At 60.0% G+C, this 19,923-nt stretch carries 17 protein-coding genes; 9 read left to right on the plus strand and 8 right to left on the minus strand.

What is annotated here, in order from left to right; genetic code table 11:
• Positions 1–167: 167 nt before the first annotated feature.
• The 9 genes from AC244Q_RS35955 to AC244Q_RS35995 all read left to right on the plus strand — a co-directional run bounded on the left by AC244Q_RS35955 (position 168) and on the right by AC244Q_RS35995 (position 9,066).
• Positions 168–1,049, plus strand: coding sequence for a glycine betaine ABC transporter substrate-binding protein (locus AC244Q_RS35955; RefSeq protein ID WP_128407481.1), 882 nt, complete (start codon positions 168–170; stop codon positions 1,047–1,049).
• Between the two features lie 100 nt (positions 1,050–1,149).
• Positions 1,150–1,767 (plus strand): ABC transporter permease, encoded by a 618-nt coding sequence (locus tag AC244Q_RS35960; RefSeq protein WP_003555652.1) that lies wholly within the window; start codon positions 1,150–1,152, stop codon positions 1,765–1,767.
• 10 nt (positions 1,768–1,777) lie between these two features.
• On the plus strand, positions 1,778–2,419 hold the full coding sequence (locus tag AC244Q_RS35965) for an ABC transporter permease (RefSeq protein WP_128407748.1): 642 nt from the start codon (positions 1,778–1,780) through the stop codon (positions 2,417–2,419).
• Positions 2,416–3,348, plus strand: coding sequence for an ABC transporter ATP-binding protein (locus AC244Q_RS35970; protein ID WP_003555649.1), 933 nt, complete (start codon positions 2,416–2,418; stop codon positions 3,346–3,348). Before AC244Q_RS35965 ends, AC244Q_RS35970 begins: the two co-directional genes overlap by 4 nt.
• A 14-nt stretch (positions 3,349–3,362) precedes the next feature.
• Positions 3,363–4,442 (plus strand): LLM class flavin-dependent oxidoreductase, encoded by a 1,080-nt coding sequence (locus AC244Q_RS35975; RefSeq protein WP_128407747.1) that lies wholly within the window; start codon positions 3,363–3,365, stop codon positions 4,440–4,442.
• The gene (locus tag AC244Q_RS35980) at positions 4,439–5,758 is read left to right on the plus strand and encodes an LLM class flavin-dependent oxidoreductase (protein WP_128407746.1); all 1,320 of its coding nucleotides are present in this window, start codon (positions 4,439–4,441) and stop codon (positions 5,756–5,758) included. The genes AC244Q_RS35975 and AC244Q_RS35980 overlap by 4 nt, the downstream gene beginning before the upstream one ends.
• A 12-nt stretch (positions 5,759–5,770) precedes the next feature.
• The gene (locus AC244Q_RS35985; RefSeq protein ID WP_128407745.1) at positions 5,771–6,772 is read left to right on the plus strand and encodes an ornithine cyclodeaminase family protein; all 1,002 of its coding nucleotides are present in this window, start codon (positions 5,771–5,773) and stop codon (positions 6,770–6,772) included.
• Positions 6,769–8,244 (plus strand): HAL/PAL/TAL family ammonia-lyase, encoded by a 1,476-nt coding sequence (locus AC244Q_RS35990; protein WP_003555645.1) that lies wholly within the window; start codon positions 6,769–6,771, stop codon positions 8,242–8,244. Before AC244Q_RS35985 ends, AC244Q_RS35990 begins: the two co-directional genes overlap by 4 nt.
• A 21-nt stretch (positions 8,245–8,265) precedes the next feature.
• Complete coding sequence (locus tag AC244Q_RS35995; protein ID WP_128407744.1) at positions 8,266–9,066, plus strand: phosphate/phosphite/phosphonate ABC transporter substrate-binding protein; 801 nt, start codon at positions 8,266–8,268, stop codon at positions 9,064–9,066.
• Positions 9,067–9,081: 15 nt separating this feature from the next.
• On the opposite strand, the gene AC244Q_RS36000 is transcribed toward AC244Q_RS35995, so the two are convergent.
• Genes AC244Q_RS36000 through AC244Q_RS36035 form a run of 8 tightly spaced genes read right to left on the minus strand, consistent with a single transcriptional unit; the run spans position 9,082 to position 19,907 of the window.
• Positions 9,082–10,611 (minus strand): FAD-dependent oxidoreductase, encoded by a 1,530-nt coding sequence (locus AC244Q_RS36000; protein WP_128407743.1) that lies wholly within the window; start codon positions 10,609–10,611, stop codon positions 9,082–9,084.
• Positions 10,608–11,825 carry an NAD-dependent epimerase/dehydratase family protein gene (locus AC244Q_RS36005; RefSeq protein ID WP_128407742.1) on the minus strand — a complete coding sequence of 406 codons (1,218 nt, stop codon included), beginning with the start codon at positions 11,823–11,825 and terminating at the stop codon, positions 10,608–10,610. The genes AC244Q_RS36000 and AC244Q_RS36005 overlap by 4 nt, the downstream gene beginning before the upstream one ends.
• 9 nt (positions 11,826–11,834) lie before the next feature.
• Positions 11,835–12,815 (minus strand): GHMP family kinase ATP-binding protein, encoded by a 981-nt coding sequence (locus AC244Q_RS36010; protein ID WP_128407741.1) that lies wholly within the window; start codon positions 12,813–12,815, stop codon positions 11,835–11,837.
• Complete coding sequence (locus AC244Q_RS36015; protein ID WP_128407740.1) at positions 12,812–14,761, minus strand: HAD-IIIA family hydrolase; 1,950 nt, start codon at positions 14,759–14,761, stop codon at positions 12,812–12,814. Before AC244Q_RS36015 ends, AC244Q_RS36010 begins: the two co-directional genes overlap by 4 nt.
• A complete protein-coding gene (locus AC244Q_RS36020; RefSeq protein WP_128407739.1) occupies positions 14,751–15,692 on the minus strand; it encodes an NAD-dependent epimerase/dehydratase family protein in 942 nt (313 codons plus the stop codon). Before AC244Q_RS36020 ends, AC244Q_RS36015 begins: the two co-directional genes overlap by 11 nt.
• Positions 15,693–15,724: 32 nt before the next feature.
• Positions 15,725–16,684, minus strand: coding sequence for a lysylphosphatidylglycerol synthase transmembrane domain-containing protein (locus AC244Q_RS36025; protein WP_128407738.1), 960 nt, complete (start codon positions 16,682–16,684; stop codon positions 15,725–15,727).
• Positions 16,681–18,651 (minus strand): hypothetical protein, encoded by a 1,971-nt coding sequence (locus AC244Q_RS36030; protein WP_128407737.1) that lies wholly within the window; start codon positions 18,649–18,651, stop codon positions 16,681–16,683. The genes AC244Q_RS36025 and AC244Q_RS36030 overlap by 4 nt, the downstream gene beginning before the upstream one ends.
• A gap of 17 nt (positions 18,652–18,668) precedes the next feature.
• Entirely contained in the window at positions 18,669–19,907 is a 1,239-nt protein-coding gene (locus tag AC244Q_RS36035; RefSeq protein ID WP_128407736.1) for a glycosyltransferase family 2 protein, read from the minus strand.
• Positions 19,908–19,923 lie beyond the last annotated feature (16 nt).

The following is a 19,923-nucleotide window of genomic DNA, read 5'->3' on the forward strand; positions in this document are numbered from 1 at the left end:
TTCGGGCTTGCTGATAAACTGTAGCTTCGTGATCGGACGGTCCAACCGTCCGGGAAGCGAGATTTTTCCAAGAAATCGACAAAATTAGTATGCTATCCCGCGCTCATCGCGATCGAAACCGCTAGAAGCAACTGAAACGAATTCAGACCGCAAATTAGGGGAATACGATGCTTTTGAAGTCTTTAGCCGGCGTATTCGTCGGGGCCGTGTTGACTGTGCTTGCCGTCAGTCCCGCCCAGGCCGATGCAGTGAAGATAGGCAGCAAAAACTTCACCGAACAATTCATCGTCGCCGAAATCTATGCCCAGGCGCTTGAGAAGGCCGGTGTCGAAGTCGAGCGCCATCTCAATCTCGGTGCGACCCTCGTTGCCCATACCGCATTGACGAACGGCGATATCGATCTCTATCCCGAATATACCGGCACGGCGCTTGCCGCCGTCGTCAAGGGTGATCTTTCCGGCTCGGCCGACAAGATCTATTACGACGTCAAGGATTACTACGAGAAGAACCTGAAGCTGACGCTGCTGCAGCCGACTGAGATCAATAACGGCTATGCGATCATCACGCTTCCCGAGACCGCCGAGAAATACAAGCTGAAGACACTTTCCGATCTCGGCCCCGCTTCCAAGGACCTCACCTTCGGTGCCGAAGGCGGTTTCGGCGAACGCAAGGACGGTCTGCCCGGTCTGAAGCAGGTCTATGGCATCCAGTTCAAGGAGTTCAAGATCTTCGCCAAGCTCGGCATCCGCTATAGCGCGTTGACCAGCAAGGATCTCGACGTTTCATATGGTTTTGCTACGGATTGGCAGATCTCGGATAACAAGCTCGTCGTGCTCGACGACGACAAGCATCTCTTCCCTCCCTACTATCTCGTGCCCGTCGTGCGCCAGGACACGCTTGCGAAGAACCCGAAGATCGCCGAGGTGCTGAACAAGATCAGCCCGCTGCTCAACAACGAGAACATGCGTGGCCTGAACGCCAAGGTCGACCGCGACAAGGAAGAGCCGGCCGATGTCGCCGCGGAATTCCTGAAGGCGCAGGGCATCTGATCTCAGGAAGCGACAAGTTTCGCTTTTCCTGAGCGCGAAATGCGGCGAAGCTTGAGGCTTCGCCGCATTGTCATGATCGTGCCGACAGGAATTTATCGTCTTGAACTGGGCTCCCAAGCATATTCCGGAAATTGCGCTCGCGGTCTGGCAGCATCTCGTGCTGTCGGTTTCCTCTGTGCTGATCGGCCTTGTCATCGCGCTCGTGCTCGGGATCATCTGTGCGCGCCGTCCGCGGCTCTATGCCTTCGCGCTGACCGTGACGAACGTCATTTTCGTGATTCCGAGCCTGGCGCTCTTTGCGCTGCTGATCCCCTTTGTCGGTCTCGGCATGGAGCCGGCGCTGATCGGTCTTTCGTCCTATTGCCTGCTGATCCTGTTGCGCAATATCGTCACCGGTATCCGCGGCGTTCCCGCAGATGTGCTCGATGCCGCCGACGGCATGGGTTACGGCCCATGGCAGCGGCTTTTCCGCATCGAACTGCCGCTCGCCTTGCCGCTGATCGTCTCGGGTGCGCGAATTGCGCTCGTCACCGTCATCGGCATCGCAACCGTTGCCGCCTTCATTGATGGCGGCGGGCTCGGCACCATCATCCTGATCGGCATCGATCAGGAATATGCCGAGAAGATCCTGGTCGGCGGCATCCTGACAGCGCTTCTCGCGGTGATCTTCGATCTCATCTTGACCCAGGCCGAAAAGGCCCTGGTGCGCTGGCAATGAGGACCATTCGATGCTGAGCACCGCCTTGTTCTGGATCGTCGATCATCAAAACGAATTCTATCGTGCGCTCGGCCAGCACCTGTTGATGTCGGGCGTGTCGCTGGCGATCGCGCTTCTCATCGCGCTGCCGCTGGCAATCCTCATCGTCAATCACGGCCGTTTCGCCTTCGGCGTCATCAATACGATCAATGGTCTGAGAACCGTTCCGAGTCTTGCGATCCTCGCCATCATGATGCCGCTACTTGGGATCGGCATCATGCCCTCGATCGTGGCGCTGACTGTGCTTGCCTTGCCGCCGATCTTGCTCAATGCCTATGTCGGCCTTCGCGACGTTGATCCCGATGCGGTGGAAGCGGCAATCGGTATGGGAATGGATCGTGGCCAGGTGCTGCGCAAGATCCGTATCCCGCTTGCCGCACCGGCCATGTTTGCCGGCACGCGCACCGCCGCCGTGCAGGTCCTTGCCGGGGCAACACTTGCGCCCTTCATCGGCGGCGGCGGGCTCGGCGATTTCATCGCGACCGGTATCGGCATGATGGACATGTCGCGGCTGCTGGTCGGCGCCGTGCCGATCGCGATCCTGGCGCTCGCCACCGAATTCATTCTCGGCCGTGCCGAGAAAATCCTGTTTGCAGAAAGAGCCGCCGCATGATCCGGATGGAAAATGTCACCAAGCGTTACGGCGAAGGTGCGGCGCCCTCGGTCGACAGGCTGACGCTCGATGTGCCAGAGGGCTCGACGGTGGCGCTGATCGGCCCATCCGGCTGCGGCAAGACGACGACGATGCGCATGATCAACCGGCTGATCGAGCCGACTGAAGGCCGCATCCTCGTCAACGGCGAGGACGTCACCAAGGCCGATCCCGTGCAGCTTCGCCGCCACATCGGCTATGTGATCCAGAATGTCGGCCTCTTCCCGCATATGACGATCGCCGAGAATATCGCCGCCGTGCCGAACCTGCTCGGCTGGGAGCAGAAACGGATCGCGGCGCGCACCAAGGAGCTGCTCGACCTCGTCGGTCTCGATCCGCAGGAGATGCTGAAGCGCTATCCGCGCCAGCTTTCTGGCGGTCAGCGCCAGCGCATCGGCGTTGCCCGTGCGCTTGCGGCAGACCCTGCCGTGCTTTTGATGGACGAGCCTTTCGGCGCCATCGACCCGATCGCCAGAGCGCGCCTGCAGGACGAGTTCAGGCAGATCCTGAAGCGTGTCAGAAAGACCGTGGTTCTGGTCACCCACGATCTCGACGAGGCGATCCGGCTCGGCGACCGCATTGCCATCATGCGCGCCGGCAAGATCGTGCAATATGATACGCCCGACGCGATCCTCTCCGGTCCGGTCGATGAATTCGTCGCGAATTTCGTTGGAATCGACCGTGCGATCAAGAGGCTCAGCCTGTTTTCGGTCGCCGACGCGGCCCTGACAGGAGCGCCGTCGGCTCCGGCTGCCACGGTGGCGGCAAATGTCAATCTGCGCGATGCGCTGTCGCTGATGGTCGCTGCCAACAGCGACGTGCTCGCCGTCGTCGATGGCAATGGTACGGTCACCGGGCATCTGACGCGTGACACCATCTTCTCGATCTGAAGGCAGGAAACACGATGCATCTCGGCTTTTCCCTCACACCCTTCGGTCATCATCCGGCAGCCTGGCGCAACGCCGGAACGCCTGGGCATCTCGGTTTCGACTCGCTGCTTTCCCAGATTGCAAAGGCCGAGGAGGCGGGTTTCGATTTTGTCCTGCTCTCCGACCGACTTGGTGCTCGACCGGTCGATGATCTCTCGCCGATTGCCACACCCTTCGAGCCGACGACGCTGGTAGCGGCTCTTGCGACGAAGGCGCGCCGGATAGGCTTCCTGGCAGCTGCCGCAACCAGTCAGCACGAGCCCTATAATCTCGCCCGGCGCTTTGCCTCGCTCGACCAGATCAGCGGCGGGCGAACGGGCTGGGTCGCACTTCCCGCGTCAGGCGATTTCGAGCGCGACCAGGAATATCTAAGGCTTGTCGGCGCGCTGTGGGACAGTTGGGAAGACGACGCCTTCATCTACGACAAGCAGCAGGGCCGCTTCTTCGAGCCAAGTAAAATGCATGTGCTCAATCACAGGGGCAAGCATTTCACGGTGCGCGGACCGCTCAACGTCAACCGCTCACCGCAGGGCAAACCGGTTATCGCTCAGTTCCTGAGCGGAGGAAGCAAAACGCTGGCCGCGCACAGCGCTGAAATCGTCCTGCTTCAAGATAGGACATTGGAAAGTGCAAACGACACGGCGGCCGACTTCGTGCGCGTGCTCGAAGCGACTGGGCGACAGCGGCAGGACGTCCGGATACTGGCAAATATAGTGCTGATCATTGCCGAGACGTCTGAAGCGGCGCACGCGGCAAGCGATGCGCTTCGATTTGGGGAGGCGGAGCGGGCGAGCCAACCGCTTTCCGCGTCACGTCTGGTCGGCACGCCAGCCGAGATTGCCGATACGCTGCAGCGGTGGTTCGAAACCGGCAACCTGGACGGCTTCACTATTCTGCCGCCGACATTGGGAACGGCCGATCTCTTCCTTGCCGAAGTCGCTCCCGAATTGCAGCGGCGCAGCTTGACCGGCAAAATTAAAGCTGGTTCGACGCTACGCGAATATCTCGGCCTGCCGCGTCCCGCCCATCCTAATGCAGTGGAGCGTGCATCATGAGCGGCGATCGCAAGATGAGACTGGGCGCCTTCCTGATGGCCGGCGGTCATCATATCGCAGCGTGGCGTCACCCGCTCGCGCATGCTGAGGCCGGCGTCGACATCGACCATTTCATCGCGCTTGCTCGGATCGCCGAGCGCGGCAAGTTCGACATGATCTTCGTCGAGGACGCCGCCGCGATACGCGAGCGCAACCCTGATATGGCAAGCCAGGCTGCCCGCTCGACCGCCTTCGAGCCCTTGAGCCTGCTCGCGGCCCTTGCGGTCAACACCTCCCATATCGGTCTCGTCGCCACGGCGTCGACAACCTACAACGAACCCTACGGCCTTGCCCGCACCTTCGCCTCGCTCGACCAGCTGAGCGGCGGCAGGGCAGGGTGGAACCTCGTCACCTCGGCAAGCGAACTCGAAGCGGAGAATTTCGCCAGCAGCGGCCTTCGCCCGCATTCGGAGCGTTACGAGCGCGCCGAGGAGTTTGCCGATGCGGCTCTTGCGATCTGGGACGGCGTGGAAGACGGAGCCTATCTGCCACAGGGCGGCACGAAATTCGCCGATCGCGCCAAGCTCCATCCGCTGAATCATCACGGCAAGCATTTTTTTGTCGAGGGCCTGCTCGAAAGCCCGCGCTCGCCGCAGGGACGGCCGATCATGGTGCAGGCCGGCGCCTCCGACGTCGGCAAGGAGCTTGCCGCTCGCACCGCCGATGTCCTCTTTGCCGCTTCACAGACGATCGGCGAGGCCCAGGCATACTATGTGGATGTGAAATCGCGGCTTGCTAAGTACGGTCGCCGGAGCGGCGACGTCAAGATTATGCCAGGCATCTCGCCGATCGTCGGCGCCACCGAAGCGGAAGCCAAGGCAAAATTTCGCGCGCTGCAGGAGCTGATCCCGGATGCTGTCGGCGTGGCGCTGCTCGCAAGTTATCTGAGCATCCAGGACCTTTCCGCCTATCCGCTCGACGGACCACTGCCTGACATGCCGGAGACCAATCTCATCCAGAGCCGCCAGCAACTGATCATTGATCTCGGCAGGCGCGACAATCTCTCGATCCGCGAGCTTGCCCGCCATTTCGCCGGCGCGCGCGGCCACTGGCAGGTCGCCGGTACGCCTGCCCAGATCGCCGATGCGATGGAAGAACGGTTCAGCCAGGGTGCTGCTGACGGCTTCAACGTTATGGCGCCTATCTTCCCCTCGGGGCTCGATGATTTCGTCACGCTTGTGGTGCCGGAGCTTCGCCGTCGCGGACTTTTCCGTGAAGACTATGAAGGCCGGACCCTGCGCCAAAATCTCGGTGTCGGCGCGCCGGCCAAACGATAATGTGAGACGACCATGAACCCGATCTATATCGACTATCTCAACGCCTTCGATATCGAGGCACTCAATCCTAGCAATGACGAGATCCTCGCCGCGATCGAGACCTCGCTTGGCGCCCAGGGCAAGGGCGAGACGGTGATCGAACCGCGCGTCCATCTCGAGCCCGATCCAAGCTTCCACGGCCATTTCAACGTCTTGCGCGGCTATGTGGCGCCGCTGAACCTTGCCGGCGTCAAGATCGTTGGCGATTTCGTCGATAATTATAAGCTCGGCTACCCCTCGGAATTCGGCGTGCTCAACCTCTTCGATCCGCGCACCGGCGTCCCGAAAGCCATCCTCGACGCCACCGTCATCACCGATATGCGCACCGGCGCCGTCACCGCGCTCGGCGCCAGACATCTGGCCCGCAAGCGCTCAAAAGTGCTCGGCCATATCGGTGCCCGCGGCACGGCCTATTGGAATGTCCGGCTGCTCAATCACCTGTTCGACTTCGACGAAATCCGCGTCCACTCCCGCCGTCCCGAAAGCCGCGATGCCTTCGGCGCCAAGCTGGAGCAGGATCTCGGCAAGAAGATTACTGTGACCGACAATTGGCGCGACTGCGTCGAAGGCGCCGATATCATCGTCGAGGCCTCGCGCCTTTCCGAGCCCGAGCCGATGCTTCGGACAGAGTGGATCAAGAAGGGTGCCTTCGTCGTTCCCTACGGCACGATGAGTGCTGTCGAACTGTCGCTGACCGACATCATGGACAAGCTCGTCGTCGACGATTGGGGCCAATGCAAAGGCGGCAAGTTCGGCTCGCTGCGGGCGCATGTCGACGCCGGCAAGCTGTCCGCAGAAACCCTGCATGCCGAACTCGGCCAGATCGTTGCCGGTCTAAAGCCGGGACGACAGAGCGATGACGAGACGATCCTGCTCTGGCACCGAGGATTGTCGCTGAGCGACATCGCGCTCGGCCATGCGCTGCTGACCAAGGCGCATGCCGTCAATATCGGCCAGAGGCTGCGTTTCGCATGACGCCGCTCCTCTTGACAGGCTCCGGCATTATGATCGCCGACATTGTTGCGATCGCCCGGCGTAACGTCGTTGTCGAACAAGGCGCAGATGTCGCGCCGCGGCTGGCGCGCGCGCGGCACATCCTGGAAACTGCGGCGGCATCGGGCCAGCAGATCTATGGGATGAATACCGGCCTCGGCGCCAATCTGGGAACTGAGGTGACCGCCGATTTCGAGGCATTCCAGCTGCAGCTCGTGCGCGGCCGCGCCATGGGCGTTGGGCCAGCCTTGCCGCGCGACGTGACGCGTGCGGTCATGGCGGCGCGCCTCGCCATGCTTGCGGTCGGTGGTTCCGGCATCTCGCCGCCGGTCTTCGAGGCGCTTCTCGCATTGCTCAATGCCGGCGTCCATCCGCTCATTCCATCCATCGGCTCGATCGGTGCTGGCGATCTCGTACTTCTCTCCTCCATCGCCCGGTGTCTCATCGGGGAGGGTGAAGCCGAATATGCGGGCGCGATCCATCCCGCGCATGAAGCACTGAGGCTTGCCGGCCTGACACCGGTGACCTTGCGGCCGAAGGACGGCATTTCGCTGCTGAATGCCTCTGCCGTTTCCGTCGGTCAGGGCGCTCTCGCCCTGCATGATGCAAGGCAACTCCTCGGTCGGCAGCGGCAGGCGGCAGCCCTTAGTTTCGAAGGCCTTGGCGGCAACCCGCTCATTCTCTCGCCGGCTATTCAAAAGGCAAGACCGTCCATCGGCCAGGCGGAAGAAGCAGCCAGGCTTCTCGAAGCGCTCACCGGCTCGACCCTCTTCAAAACCAAAGCCGCCATCCAGGATCCGCTGAGCCTAAGGTGCGTCGCACCGATCCATGGCGTCCTGGCCGAGGCTCTGCGCCGGGCCGAGCAAACCATCGAAATCGAACTCAATGCGGCGGCGGACAATCCGCTTGTCATCCCCGACGAGGAGCGGGTGCTCTCGACCGGCAATTTTCACACACCGTCGCTGTCACTCGCGTTCGAGACGCTGGGGCTTGCCATCGCCCAAGTGGCATCGGCAAGCGCTGCGCGGTTTGTCCAGTTGACCGGCTCGGGCCGGAACGGGCTGCCGCGCTACCTGTCGCCGGTCGGCGGCGCTTCGGCCGGCTTCGTGCCCATGCAGAAGGTGGTCGCGGCGCTGACGGCAGCGATCCGACACAAGGCGAACCCGGTTATGCTCGATTTCCTCGCAGTCTCGGAAGGCGTCGAGGACCATGCAACGCAGTCATCGCTTGTCGTCCAGAAATTGGCCGAAATGCTCGAGCTCTGGCGCCAGGTGATCGCCTGCGAAATGCTGGCCGCCGCCCAGGCGGTGGACCAGCGTCCGCAGCATCATTGCGGGCAAGGCACCCGGGAAACCTTCGATCTTGTCCGCCAGATCGCGCCGGCGATGGTGGACGATCGCCCGCTCGGGGAGGATGCGTCGGCGCTTGCATCTTACCTCCGGCGCGACGAGTAGCTCAAGGCACGGAAGACAAGAATGCATCTCGTCAGCATCGCCATGTATGTCACATCCCAGCCGCTCGCGGAGGCGACCGCTGAGTTATGGTCGTTCCTGCGGCACTATCTTTTGGAAGCCGGCCTCAAGGACCTGCCTGAAAAGCTCGATCAGGCGGTTCGCTATGATGAAGCTTGGCTGAGGCCGGATCTTCTTCTCTCGCAGGCATGCGGCTATCCCTTTGCAAAGAGTCTGCGGGGTAGGGTCCGCCTGGTGGCGACGCCGATATATCACCATCCCGGCTGCGACGGCCCGCTGATGCGCAGCTTCATCATCGTCGCCAAGGATTCTGCCCTTCATTCGCTGGAGGACTTGCGCGGCACCACGGCTGCGATCAACGGCCCTGACAGCAATTCCGGCAGCAATTTCTTTCGCGCAGCGGTCGCTCCGCTTGCCCGCGACGGCCACTTTTTCGGCCGGATTATCGAAACCGGCAGCCACGGCGGCAGCATCGCCGCCGTTGTCGAAGGCAGGGCCGACAGTGCGGCCATCGATTGCGTGACCTATGCAAATATTCGGCGCTTCGATCCCGGCCATATCCAAGCGGTCCGCATCATCGCCGAAACGCCCAAAGGTCCGGGTCTGCCTTTTATCACCTCAGCCGATGCGTCGGACGATAGAGTCCTTCTCCTGCGAAATGCGCTTGGCGCCGCGATCAAGGAGCCGTCGCTCTCCGCCATGCGCGCCACGCTCGGCCTTGTTGATTTTTCAGTGCTTTCAGAAGGAGATTATCAGCCGCTTTTATCATTGGCCGGCGAAGCATTGCCCCAATTAAGGGCTTGAAAGAGGCAACGGACTTCAGAGCGCCGAGTTTGCTTCCGTCTCGGCGAGACGGTGAGCGATGCGATCGGCATTGGCCATGATCGTCATCGTGACGTATTTCGAGGAAAGATCGGGAAGAATTGAACCATCGACGACGTAAAGACCGGGATGGAGATTCATTTCGCCATCCGAAGAAGTACCGAACGGGCCGGCTGCGCCCATAGGCAGAGTGCCGGCGAAATGTGCATCGATGCCAGGCTCCGCCAGCGATGTGCCCGGGAGCTGTATCAGTCCCAACCGTTTCCATTCACGGCGCAGCATTTTTTTCAAAGTCTCGGCGCGAAGGCTAAATCCCTCTGCGAAGCCGCCGCGGACGGTCAGACCCTTTCTTGCCGTTGCATCGCGACGGATGTAGCTGTGGCTTTGATCGCCGGGATAATAGATCGTTGCGACGAGGAGACTGTCGCCGATAAGCTCGAACGCCGCGCGCCCGGCTTTTCGACCAAGCGGCATCCTGTTGACGAAGCTCTGCGCCGGCAGAGCACCAACCTCATAGATCGCTCCCGTCACGTAATCGGATGCGCCGCTGCCGTAGCGCAGAGATAAGCCAAGCTGCGCAAGACTGTGCGTCGGCGTCGGAGAACGCAACAAACGTGGGAGGCAGAGCAGAGGGACGGCCAGCGTCGGACTGTTGAACAGACGCAGTCCTTGCTCGTCAAACGGCAGGAGATCGGCCAGCAGGGCGGCCGTTCCAAGGACCCCTGCGGCCAGAATGATCCGCGGTGCGGAAAATGACGATCCGTCTGCCGTTCTGACTGTCCAGCCTGAGCCTCGTGTCAACGAGACGGCCGGCATGCTATCGAGCAAACGAAAATGCGGAGACTTTCGCAAGAGAAGCAGATCCTGCCTGCTGTTATAGATCGCGCCGCTCGGGCAGCCATAGAGACAGTCACCGCGCAGATTGCATGCTGCGCGCCCGAACCTTGCCTCCGAAAGTATGGCATTGACGGCGGGAAAAAGCCGGAACGACCCATCAGCCGGCTTCGCGGCTTGGTGCCGATGAAGAACATGGGCCGCTGTCGCTCCAAGCGGCAAGACGGGCTCGCCGCCAGCGTCTGTCGTAACATCCGTATTCCTGCTGATGCCGATGCGATTGGCGACATTCTCGTAGGATCTCTGCAGAGAGGCGATGTCGATTGGCCAATCCGCGATGTCGTCGGCATCGAGATAGCTGATTTGCGCTCCCCAGATGTTGGAGAGACCGCCGCGGGCAAGGCTGCCGATTGGGATGAAACCGTCGCCGGTTATGCCGGATTGCCGTCGAAAAGGTTCAAGAATCCCGCGTGCAGCAGGGGTCTGCAATTTCGGCGAACTTCCGTCGTCCGTTCGCAGCGATTCCAGATTGCTTCCCAGGACGCGGACGCTGCGGCTTTCCTCCTGCGATCCGTTATCATCCCCGCCATCCAGCATCAGAACGCGGCGTCCGGCCGCTATCAGGGGAAATGCAGCGGAGACACCTGCAGGCCCGCTGCCGATGATGATGAAGTCGGCGTCCGCCCCATTCATCGATATCTCCCGGCTAAAAGCGCGCGGAGCGGAAAGAGCAGGACATCGCTGGAAATCGCCAGTATAGCGCCGAAAAATCCGGCTTTTTTGCCGGGGTGCCTTTCCGGTTCGCTCGCGAGGTCGGCCAAATAAAGGGCCTGCGCGAGGCGATGCCGTGTTCGATTGGCCGGCGGTTCAAAGAGGGCCAGCAGGGCAGGATGCCGGATCATCGCCGGGGTAAGGCCGAGCGGCGACAATCCCTCACGCCGCAGCCCTTCGCAGAGTCGCTGCAGCGGTATTTCGGTGGGCGCGATGCCTAGATATCGCAGCAGGGCCTGTGCCTCACGTCGCGATTGCTCCTCGTGTGTCTGGCCGAATTCCCCGGTAAGCGCAGTCGCCGGGTCAGACAGGTTCAACTTCAAGAGCCTGAGGCTCTCGCTGCTCTCCATCGGTGCGGCGCCTGCAAGCCCCAGGACACGCTCCGGATCGACTGTAGGAATCAACGGCAGAAGCTTCGTCATGCGGCAGGCGAGGAGTGCGGCAGTCAGGGGCACCGGAATGAAAAGAAGGTTGCCCTTATCTTGGGCGCGGCGGAGAATTCTGAGCCAGGCGGCAAAGCTCATGGGCTTTTCCTGCGCCAGCACAAATGTCTGCAGCGGTTGGTTCTCTCCGGTCGCCAGCGCCAGCAGGCCTGCGGCGACTTCGTCGAGATGAATGGGCTGAACTTTTCGGCTGAGCCCTATCATCGGCAAGATTGGACTGAGCGCCGCCAATTTCGCCATCAGGCCGTACATCGCAGTGCGCGGGCCGCCATAAACGAGGCCTATTCGCGCAATTCGGACGATTGGTGCCGCCTTGCTGGCAGCCAAATGCTCTTCGATCCTGAACTTAGTCCGGCCGTAGACGTTGAGCGCTTCTTTTCTGGACGAGGTGGACGAGGCAAAAACGAAGCGCGGCACGCCGGCTGCCTTTGCCGCTTCCGCCAGCTTCAAGGTGCCTGATATATTGACGTTTTCTTCTTCGGCCGCCTCCGACGGGGCAGCCCAGGAATGCGCGAGATGGACGAGCCCAACCGCCCCCTCCAAATCGGACGCGGCAGGCTCGTCGCCAATGCGCCACGCCGCGCCGGGCCGCCGACCGAGTTCAACCACGTCGAAGCCGCGCTCACGCGCTATTGCGACAAGTCTTGCGCCGATATAGCCGGTTGATCCGGTGATGATGAGACGTGGTGCCATTCACCCTCTCTACTGCGCAAAGGCGATGCGCGCGCCGCTCCAGTCAAAACGAAACTCGATTTCCTTGAGCTGCGACAGCGCTCGCCGCACGTTTTGCTGACGGTCTTTCGGGCAATAAAGGACGAGGAAGCCCCCTCCGCCTGCACCCGCAAGCTTACCGCCGATAGCACCGGCAGCACGGGCTGCCTCGTAAAATTCGTCGATCGAACTGTTGGTAATCTTGGACGTTAGCGATCTTTTCATCATCCATCCGCGGTGCAGCGCTTCGCCGAACGCACTGAGATCTCCAGCCATCAGGATGTCGCGCATTTCGTAGCTCAACTGGACCATGCGCTCGACGGTCCGGAATTTTTCTTCGTCCGCCTCCATGGCTTGCACCTGCGTCGACAGTACCGAGCGCGTATCGCGCTGGCTTCCGGTGAAAAACAACAGGATGTTGCTCTCGAGTTCAGCCATCTTTTCCGAGCTGAGAACGACGGGCTGGACGTTGACGCTGCCGTTGGAATTGAATTCGATGAAGTTCAGTCCGCCATGGGCGGCCGCATATTGGTCCTGTTTGCCGATCGGCTCCTTCAGGATGTCGATTTCGAGCTTGCAGGCTTCTTCCGCCAGCTGATCCTTGGAAGCAAAGCGCGACCTGTGGGCGTAGAGCGCATTGATCAGCGCCACGGAAAAGGAGCTGGATGATCCTAACCCGGTTCCCGAAGGAATGTCGGCGACCGAAGCAACTTCGATGCCAGGCTCGACCCGGTGCATTCGCAGGGCCTCGCGCAGCAGCGGATGCGCGATCTCGTCAAGCGTATCTGCGAGCTCCGTGCGCGTATATTTTAGATGGTACTTATTTTCGTTGAAATAGCTATGCACGATCACGAAGCTGTACTTGGCGATCGCGCAGGACAATACCGCGCCGGCTTGACGGCGGTAGTAGGACGCTATGTCAGAGCCGCCTCCGGCGAAGCTGACCCGAAAAGGTGCGGATGAAACGATCAAAGGATTGCCTCCTCAAGATTGATGACGATATCGGCCGCTGCCCGCTGCAGATCGATTTTCGGCCACTCGTCTTGAATTCGCGACGTCCAAAGCACGTCTGTCGCTGCTGTTGTGAGGCCTTTCCAGGCGTAAAAATTGTGAAAGCGGCTGAGCAAGGTCTGTTGTGACGCTTCGACAAACACAGCCATATCGACATCTTCGCGGATCGACCTGTGGCCAGCAAAGATGCCGTCCAGCAGAATGACGTCGGCATCACGCGCATCATAGGTGGTCGTACCCTTGCGCTGACCACGGCTTGCCGATTCGTAGCTGGGCGCCTCGACCTGTCCGGATCGGCGCAGTGTGCTGACGATCTCAGGATAGACTTCGACCCTGTTGCGTTCTTCCGCGGTCATATCAGGGCGGCGAAAATTGAGCGGCAGTATCCAGCGATCGAATTCCAGCCTCAGCACACGGCACCCTGATTCCGAGAGCATACGCTCGACCGCATGCGCAAACGTGCTTTTCCCGGAGCGGGAACGGCCACAGATGCCGACGAGCAGCGGAGCTGCCTTCCTTGGAAGACGTTGATGAATTGCTCGGGACAGCCCTTGCCCGATATCTTGATAACCGCATTGAAAGCGAACGGCGTCATAGACCGTGTCGAAGACAAGATCGGCACGGGGAATATCTGTTTCGGCAGCAGGATAGCTCTTCTCGTCTCGCAGGCCATAACCCGTCCGGACCCCATAGGCCCAGATGCCCGCCTTGCGGGCCGCACCTATGTCGCGCAGGCTGTCTCCGATGATGATGGATTTCGATTTTTCGACAGGCAATTCCGTCATTGCCTGGCGGATCATCAGATCGCCCGGTTTGCGGCATGCACAATCAATCTTGAGTTCCGGGACCTCATTGGGAAATCCCTTGTCCGGATGGTGCGGACAAAAATAGATACGGTCGAGGACGCCGCCATCTTCGGCAAGCTCGGCCTCCAGGCGACCAAGAACATGATCCAGGCCGGGTTCATCGAGCAGGCCTTTGGCGACCTGCGGCCTGTTGGTGACGGCAATCGTCAGGAAGCCCGCCTCACGGGCGAGCCGCACCGCTTCGCCGGCTCGTCCGATCAGTTTCAACTGGTCGGGATGTATGACGCCATGGCCGCCCACATCTTCGTTGAGGACGCCGTCGCAATCGAAAAAGACCGCGGGTCTTCTAACGGATAGATGGACCGCATGAACCCGGTCCTGCCGGAGGTCCTCCTCCGCGGCAGCATGGCGGTTGGGCGAGCCGGTATCCCTGATGTATTCCGGCGTGTCATAGATTGCGACCGGGATGGAACGCTCGAGGAGATCGGGAATAACGTCGTGAATCATGTCGGCCGTAAGGCCCGGCACCAGCGCCTCAAAAAATTGGTCTGAGGCTACGTACAAACCGGCCGGCACGAGATTGCGCCAATCCGCATCCCGGGGCGTTTTGCGGGGCAACAGGCGTTGGAGATAGCCGCTCTTCTGGACGACGAGATCGGATGTGCGGGGATGATCGTTGGGGTGAGCGATGATGGTCAGCGCCGCCGGAAATTGATGACGGTGACGCGCCAGTGCCGCCAGATCGAGGTCGAAAAGCATGTCGCCGTAGACGATCAGGACGTCACCGGCGATTGTATCCAAAGTCGTCAGGCAGCCTGCCGTGCCGAGCGGGAACGTCTCTACGAAGACGTCGATCGTAATGCCGAGCTTTTCAGCTTCCGGGACAAGAGCAGGTTCCAGCTGGCTGCCGAGGTGACCACCAAGCACGCGCACATGCTGAACACCTTCGCGGGCCAGCACACGAATCTGCCGGAGGATGATCGGGACACCGCCAAGCGGCAACAGGGCCTTCGGAATGGCATCGCCTGTCATGCTGCGAGCACGCGTTCCAAGACCCCCGGCAATAATGATCGCCTGGCGGATAGCGTTTTCAGAACCCATTTGCCAGGATCCGCTCCACGGCAAGTTCAACGGCGTCGGTGGACTTTCGCTTCGGTGACCAGCCCAGCGCGACGAGCCGGCTTATGTCGTAGCTGAAGCGCGGCACGTCGCCCAGCCAGCCGCGATCCTCGCTTCCGTATTCGATAGCGGCTCCGGCTGCGACCTTCGAGACCACGATCTCGGCGATATCGCGGACGGAGGTTTCGCCGATGCCGCTGGCATGAAATACTTCATAAGCGCCGGGTGCCTTGTCCCATGCGAGGAGAATCGCATCCACCAGATCGCCGACATAGAGATATGGCTTTGTCTGCATTCCGTTGCCGAGCACCTGGAGTCTCGTCGGATCAGCCTTCAACCTGTTGATGAAGTCGTAGATCGCTCCATGCGTCGAGCGCTCCCCAACGACATTCGGAAAACGCAGCACCAGTGTCTTGATGCCGAATGACAGCGCATAAACGGACAAATAGGCTTCAGCGGCAAGCTTGCTGGCGCCATAGAATGAGATCGGCCGCAACGGACCATGATTTTCGCCGATGTTCCCTTCAGCTTCGCCGAACACGGCGGAAGTACTCGCGAAGAAAAGCCTGTCGATCTTATGCTTGCGCATGATGGCAAGCAGCGTCGTCGTCGTCAGCTGGTTCAGCTGCAGATCCAGTTCCGCATTGGCGTTGCCTGCGGCAATATCGGAATTGGCGGCGAGATGAAAAACAGCGTCGGGGCGGTCCGCCGCAATGATCCGATCCATGCCGTCCCGATCGAGCATATCCAGCTCATGGAAGCGAAAATCCGATCGGTCCAGCAGATGGTCTATGTTCCGGACGCGGCCAAGATGAAGATTGTCGATAGCGGTTACCCGATAACCCTTTTCCAGAAGGCGATCGCAGAGATGGCTGCCGATAAATCCGGCCCCTCCTGTTACCAAGGCATGCATGTCGGCAGCTCCATATGATCTGTTAAGGCTCATCAGAGCGCTTTGATCTTTCCCGAATGAGGACGCGAAAGCACGAATACACCACCGGCTAACCCGACCACAAGCTGCAGCAGGCCGAAAACCACCGATAGCGTTGCCGCGTCCGTCGTGCCTATGCCGAACACGGCAAGTGAGATGATCATGCCGCCTTCCCGGAGGCCCCATCCTCCAACGGAAATGGGAACCATCGCGATCAAGAGCACCGGCGGGAAAGCGGCTGCGGCCTGACCCCAATCGAGCGGGAGACCAAGGCCCAGAACGAGGATCTCAAGCGAGACGACGCTCAACCCGTGAATGACGAGGGTCAATAGAAATACGCCGACCATTCTTTGGTGGGTGATCAAAGCCCGCAACGCGTCGGTCAACGCGTGCAGCTTTGCCGGAAAAAACCGGACGAATAGGTGGCGGCGCCAACTGAACACCAGGGCTGATGCGATAGACCCCGCAACGCCAAGCGCCGTGAGTTCCGTCAGATAGGGGATAGGAAAGTCGTGCCCGTAAACAGCGCGCAGGATGATCAGTCCGATCAGCGCAACGACCGCCAGTCCGAAAAGAGTAAGGATGCGGTCCATAACGACGCCCAGCGTGGCTTCTCCGATCGTCAGGCCATATTTGACGGCACCGAATATGCGAGCGGCATCACCTGGAATGGGACTTGGAAGAGCTTGATTGTAAAAGAGGCTTTGCATGAAGAGGTTCATCGCGCCTGAGATCTTCAGCCTTTGCCCTATCATGTCCGACAGAAGGCACCACCGCCACGCCGAAAGCAGGGCCTGCAGGAGCAGAAGGAAGATACTGACCGAAATGGTCGCCGCCGACAGGGTCTGGACCGCAGCCCACCCTTCGGAAAAATCTACCTTGCGCGCGATCCATATGACGAGGCCAAGCGCGACAGCCACTTTCAGAACCGGAATGCCAATGCGAAGCAACGCTGGGGAGGACGCAGTCGTCACGGTGCGCGATCCGCGTCAAAACGGTAGAGCTTCCAGCCGAACCGATCCGTCAATATCACCGAAGAGCGCGACATCATGTGCGCTATGACGCTGTTGGCCATCACCATTTTGTCTTCTCCAAGGCGCTCGGCGAGGAGCGCGCTACCGGCGTCGGCGGGGACGATGAAGTAGCCTATATGATTGTCCCTGATGAAAGCATCGATATCCGACCCCGGTGCAGGCAGCACGTAGCGCGGCAATTGCCAGCCGCCGTCGCGGCCGCCATTGTAAGCCGTGGACAATAATGTGTTGGCAGTATCGAAAGGTTGAAAAACCGTTCGCAGGTTGTGATCTGCGATGTAGCGGTACATGAAATAAGCTTCGCGGTGGCTCTTCATATATTCGTCGACGCTTATCATCCCTAGCACGACGTCGAGTTCTTCCGCCTCGGCGGGATCCAGCTCGCCACCGCCCACTCGATGCCAGTGGGAAAGCCAGAGGCCCCCGGCTAGCAAGCTAATGACTACCGGACTGGCGACCATGCATGCTGGCGAAGAGACAATTTTCGCAAGCGGGGCTATCTGCGGCAGGACTCGTCGGTCGAGCCATTTATCCAGCCGTTCGCGAACCAGGGAGGCGCCGATAAAACCGGTCGAGAAGAAAAGCAGATAGGCGGGCGTTGCCCACCGTATGTGATTGAACATAACGGTGTACCATATCACAAACATGGCAGCGACAATCGCTGCCAGAAATGCGATGCGCCGAAAAGCCACTGCCAGACCGGCCAGTATCAAGGCAAGAGCGACGAAGGTATTCGGTTTGCGAGCGAGGAACCACTCGTAAAGAATATAGAGGAAGTCGTGCCAACCTTGCACAGTTGCGAGGTTCGTCACGAAATGTCGGTTGGCTGGATCGAAAGCCCGACCCAATTCGAGCGTGTAATCCGCCATCCAAGCGTCGGTGAGGCCCGGATGGCCAAATAGAAAGGGATAGATCGGATTGTCGAAAACGATCAGGTTTTTCGCATACCAGTAGCCCGCGACGACGAGAAATGCGCACAGGCATGACAGAAAGAGCGGCAGTGATACTCTTCCCTTGAGAAGCGTCGGCATCAATGCCATCCCTATGAGGCCAACCATTTGCAGTTCCGTATATTTTCCTCCGACCGCTCCCCCTAAGACGAGCGCACAGTGAAAAAGCTCCGCCGGGCGCCGGGTTTCCAAATAGCGCCACAGAAAAAGCACGGCTGCGACTGAGAAACACGACCGGGCCAGATCCGTCATCGGTTCGCCGACACTCCCTCTGAAGAAGGGGATGCTGAGGATCAGAGCGGCCACCAGGAAAAAACCGCATGCCCGCCAACGACTGGCGCAGCTTGAAAGCAGGAACAGAAATCCGAAGAAAATTGCGATATTCATCGTCGCCGCGCCGGTCCAGTGACCGCTGACCATCATGACGAGCGCAAACAGCAGATTGAAGAAGAGTGGAATATTGCCGTAGAAGGGATGGTCGATCTGCGGAGACACAAAGCCGGCGTGCTCGATGATGCTGTTTGCGAGCGGGATGTGGAAGACCCACACGTCCGCAATGCCCGGCGGAAATTGGGCCAAAACGCTCCACACATAGCAAAGTACGATGCATGTGAGTGCCGCAAGCGCCGGAAACGGGTTTCCGATTTTCGCTTCAGCGGCGATTTTTCGAAACAGTGAACCCAGGTCGCAAAGAACGGCGACAAGATCGCGCCGCCGCCAGATCATCGAGACAGCCACGATAGGAAGAACGATTTCCCATCGTAATCCGTGAAATGCGCCAAGGACGGTAGCCGCACCGCCTGATATCGCCAGAGCCGGCAAAATGCCGCTGAATAGAAAATCGATGCCGTCTCGAAAGGGCCGATCGCAACCTCGATTGAGCCAAACGACGATCCCTCGATCGATCACCAGGCCCCATAAGATTATAAAAAAAACCGCGCACCAACCTGCGATCATCACCGCTCCCGTGGTTCCTATCCCGCGAGAGGGGGCGCAGGCTTCTTGACGGGCAGCATGACCCCAAGCGCCCGGATCATGAGCCCTGAAATAAAGATCTGGAACGCTGTCGTGATAAGCCAGAGCCCGAAGACGGCCCAGTTCGTTTCGACGCCAATCTCAGGCAGCAAGTATCCATTCCCGACATAGGAATCGAAGAGCGGGAACGCCAACAAAACGCCTGCAAGTATGGCCACGACCGTTCCCCAGATCGTTGCGTTATAAGGCAGAAGCCGCTCGAAACGAGGCTGCACGCGTCCGGAATAGTCGAAGATAACCCGGCCGATCGCGGCCGAAACCAGCATTGACTGACCAAGGACGGCCAGGGCCATGGCAAAAAGCATGGCATTGGACGAGAACCGCACACCGGCAATGGACATAGGTCCAGCGAGCAATGGCAGCATGATAATCAAGCCGAGGGCCAGAAGCAGGAAGCCCGGCCAGATGAGAAAGAAATCAAACCCGTAGACAAACATCGCTTGAAGATTACGCCAGCCAGCGCGCCACGGCTCCATCCAACCCCGCCGCTTCATGTGGCTGAGCCGTCCATCCGGATCTTTTAGGAAGTGGATCGGCACTTCGGTGGTCGGAAGCTCCATATGCACGGACTTCAGCACCATTTCCGACGCATACTCCCATCCTTGCGACCGAAGATCCATGCGCAGCAATGCATCGACACTGATGCCCCGCATGCCGCAATGGATGTCGGAAAAGCGGCTGGCGAACATCCGATTGAGGATCCACGTCGTCAGCGGCGTTCCGAAATAGCGATGCAGGGCCGGCATCGCATTGTCTTCGATCGAGCCCTTGAACCGCGAGCCCATGACGAAGTCGGCCCCCTTCCGGAAGGCTTCGATAAACGGTGCTATCTGGCGAAAATCATAGGTGCAGTCCGCATCGCCCATGATGATGAACTTGCCACGGACGAATGGAATGGCATCGATATAAGCCCTGCCCAAACCGCGCTTCGGTGTCCGCAACACGCGGGCGCCCCTGTCGCGCGCGATTTCGGGTGTGCGATCGGTCGAACTGTCGACGATCAGGATCTCCACGGCCGCACCGCTTGCCGCGATACCCTCTCGGCACCAGTCGACGAAGGTTCCGATCGTCAATTCCTCGTTAAGAGACGGGACGAGGATGGTCACTTCGGGGTTGGCCACATCATCGTCGGGGGTAAGGAGCGTCAATTCCGGATCGTGAATGTTGGGGAAATTCATGCGCGTAAAACGGCTC

It is taken from the genome of Rhizobium sp. CB2179 (assembly GCF_057653455.1).

Coding starts and splice junctions, on each gene's coding strand:
- AC244Q_RS35980 (WP_128407746.1), top strand. CDS start 4,439: ATGAGCGGCGATCGCAAGATGAGACTGGGCGCCTTCCTGATGGCCGGC.
- AC244Q_RS35955 (WP_128407481.1), top strand. CDS start 168: ATGCTTTTGAAGTCTTTAGCCGGCGTATTCGTCGGGGCCGTGTTGACT.
- AC244Q_RS36035 (WP_128407736.1), bottom strand. CDS start 19,907: ATGAATTTCCCCAACATTCACGATCCGGAATTGACGCTCCTTACCCCC.
- AC244Q_RS35965 (WP_128407748.1), top strand. CDS start 1,778: ATGCTGAGCACCGCCTTGTTCTGGATCGTCGATCATCAAAACGAATTC.
- AC244Q_RS35975 (WP_128407747.1), top strand. CDS start 3,363: ATGCATCTCGGCTTTTCCCTCACACCCTTCGGTCATCATCCGGCAGCC.
- AC244Q_RS35985 (WP_128407745.1), top strand. CDS start 5,771: ATGAACCCGATCTATATCGACTATCTCAACGCCTTCGATATCGAGGCA.
- AC244Q_RS35990 (WP_003555645.1), top strand. CDS start 6,769: ATGACGCCGCTCCTCTTGACAGGCTCCGGCATTATGATCGCCGACATT.
- AC244Q_RS36005 (WP_128407742.1), bottom strand. CDS start 11,825: ATGGCACCACGTCTCATCATCACCGGATCAACCGGCTATATCGGCGCA.
- AC244Q_RS35970 (WP_003555649.1), top strand. CDS start 2,416: ATGATCCGGATGGAAAATGTCACCAAGCGTTACGGCGAAGGTGCGGCG.
- AC244Q_RS36015 (WP_128407740.1), bottom strand. CDS start 14,761: ATGGGTTCTGAAAACGCTATCCGCCAGGCGATCATTATTGCCGGGGGT.
- AC244Q_RS36030 (WP_128407737.1), bottom strand. CDS start 18,651: ATGATCGCAGGTTGGTGCGCGGTTTTTTTTATAATCTTATGGGGCCTG.
- AC244Q_RS35995 (WP_128407744.1), top strand. CDS start 8,266: ATGCATCTCGTCAGCATCGCCATGTATGTCACATCCCAGCCGCTCGCG.
- AC244Q_RS36020 (WP_128407739.1), bottom strand. CDS start 15,692: ATGCATGCCTTGGTAACAGGAGGGGCCGGATTTATCGGCAGCCATCTC.
- AC244Q_RS36000 (WP_128407743.1), bottom strand. CDS start 10,611: ATGAATGGGGCGGACGCCGACTTCATCATCATCGGCAGCGGGCCTGCA.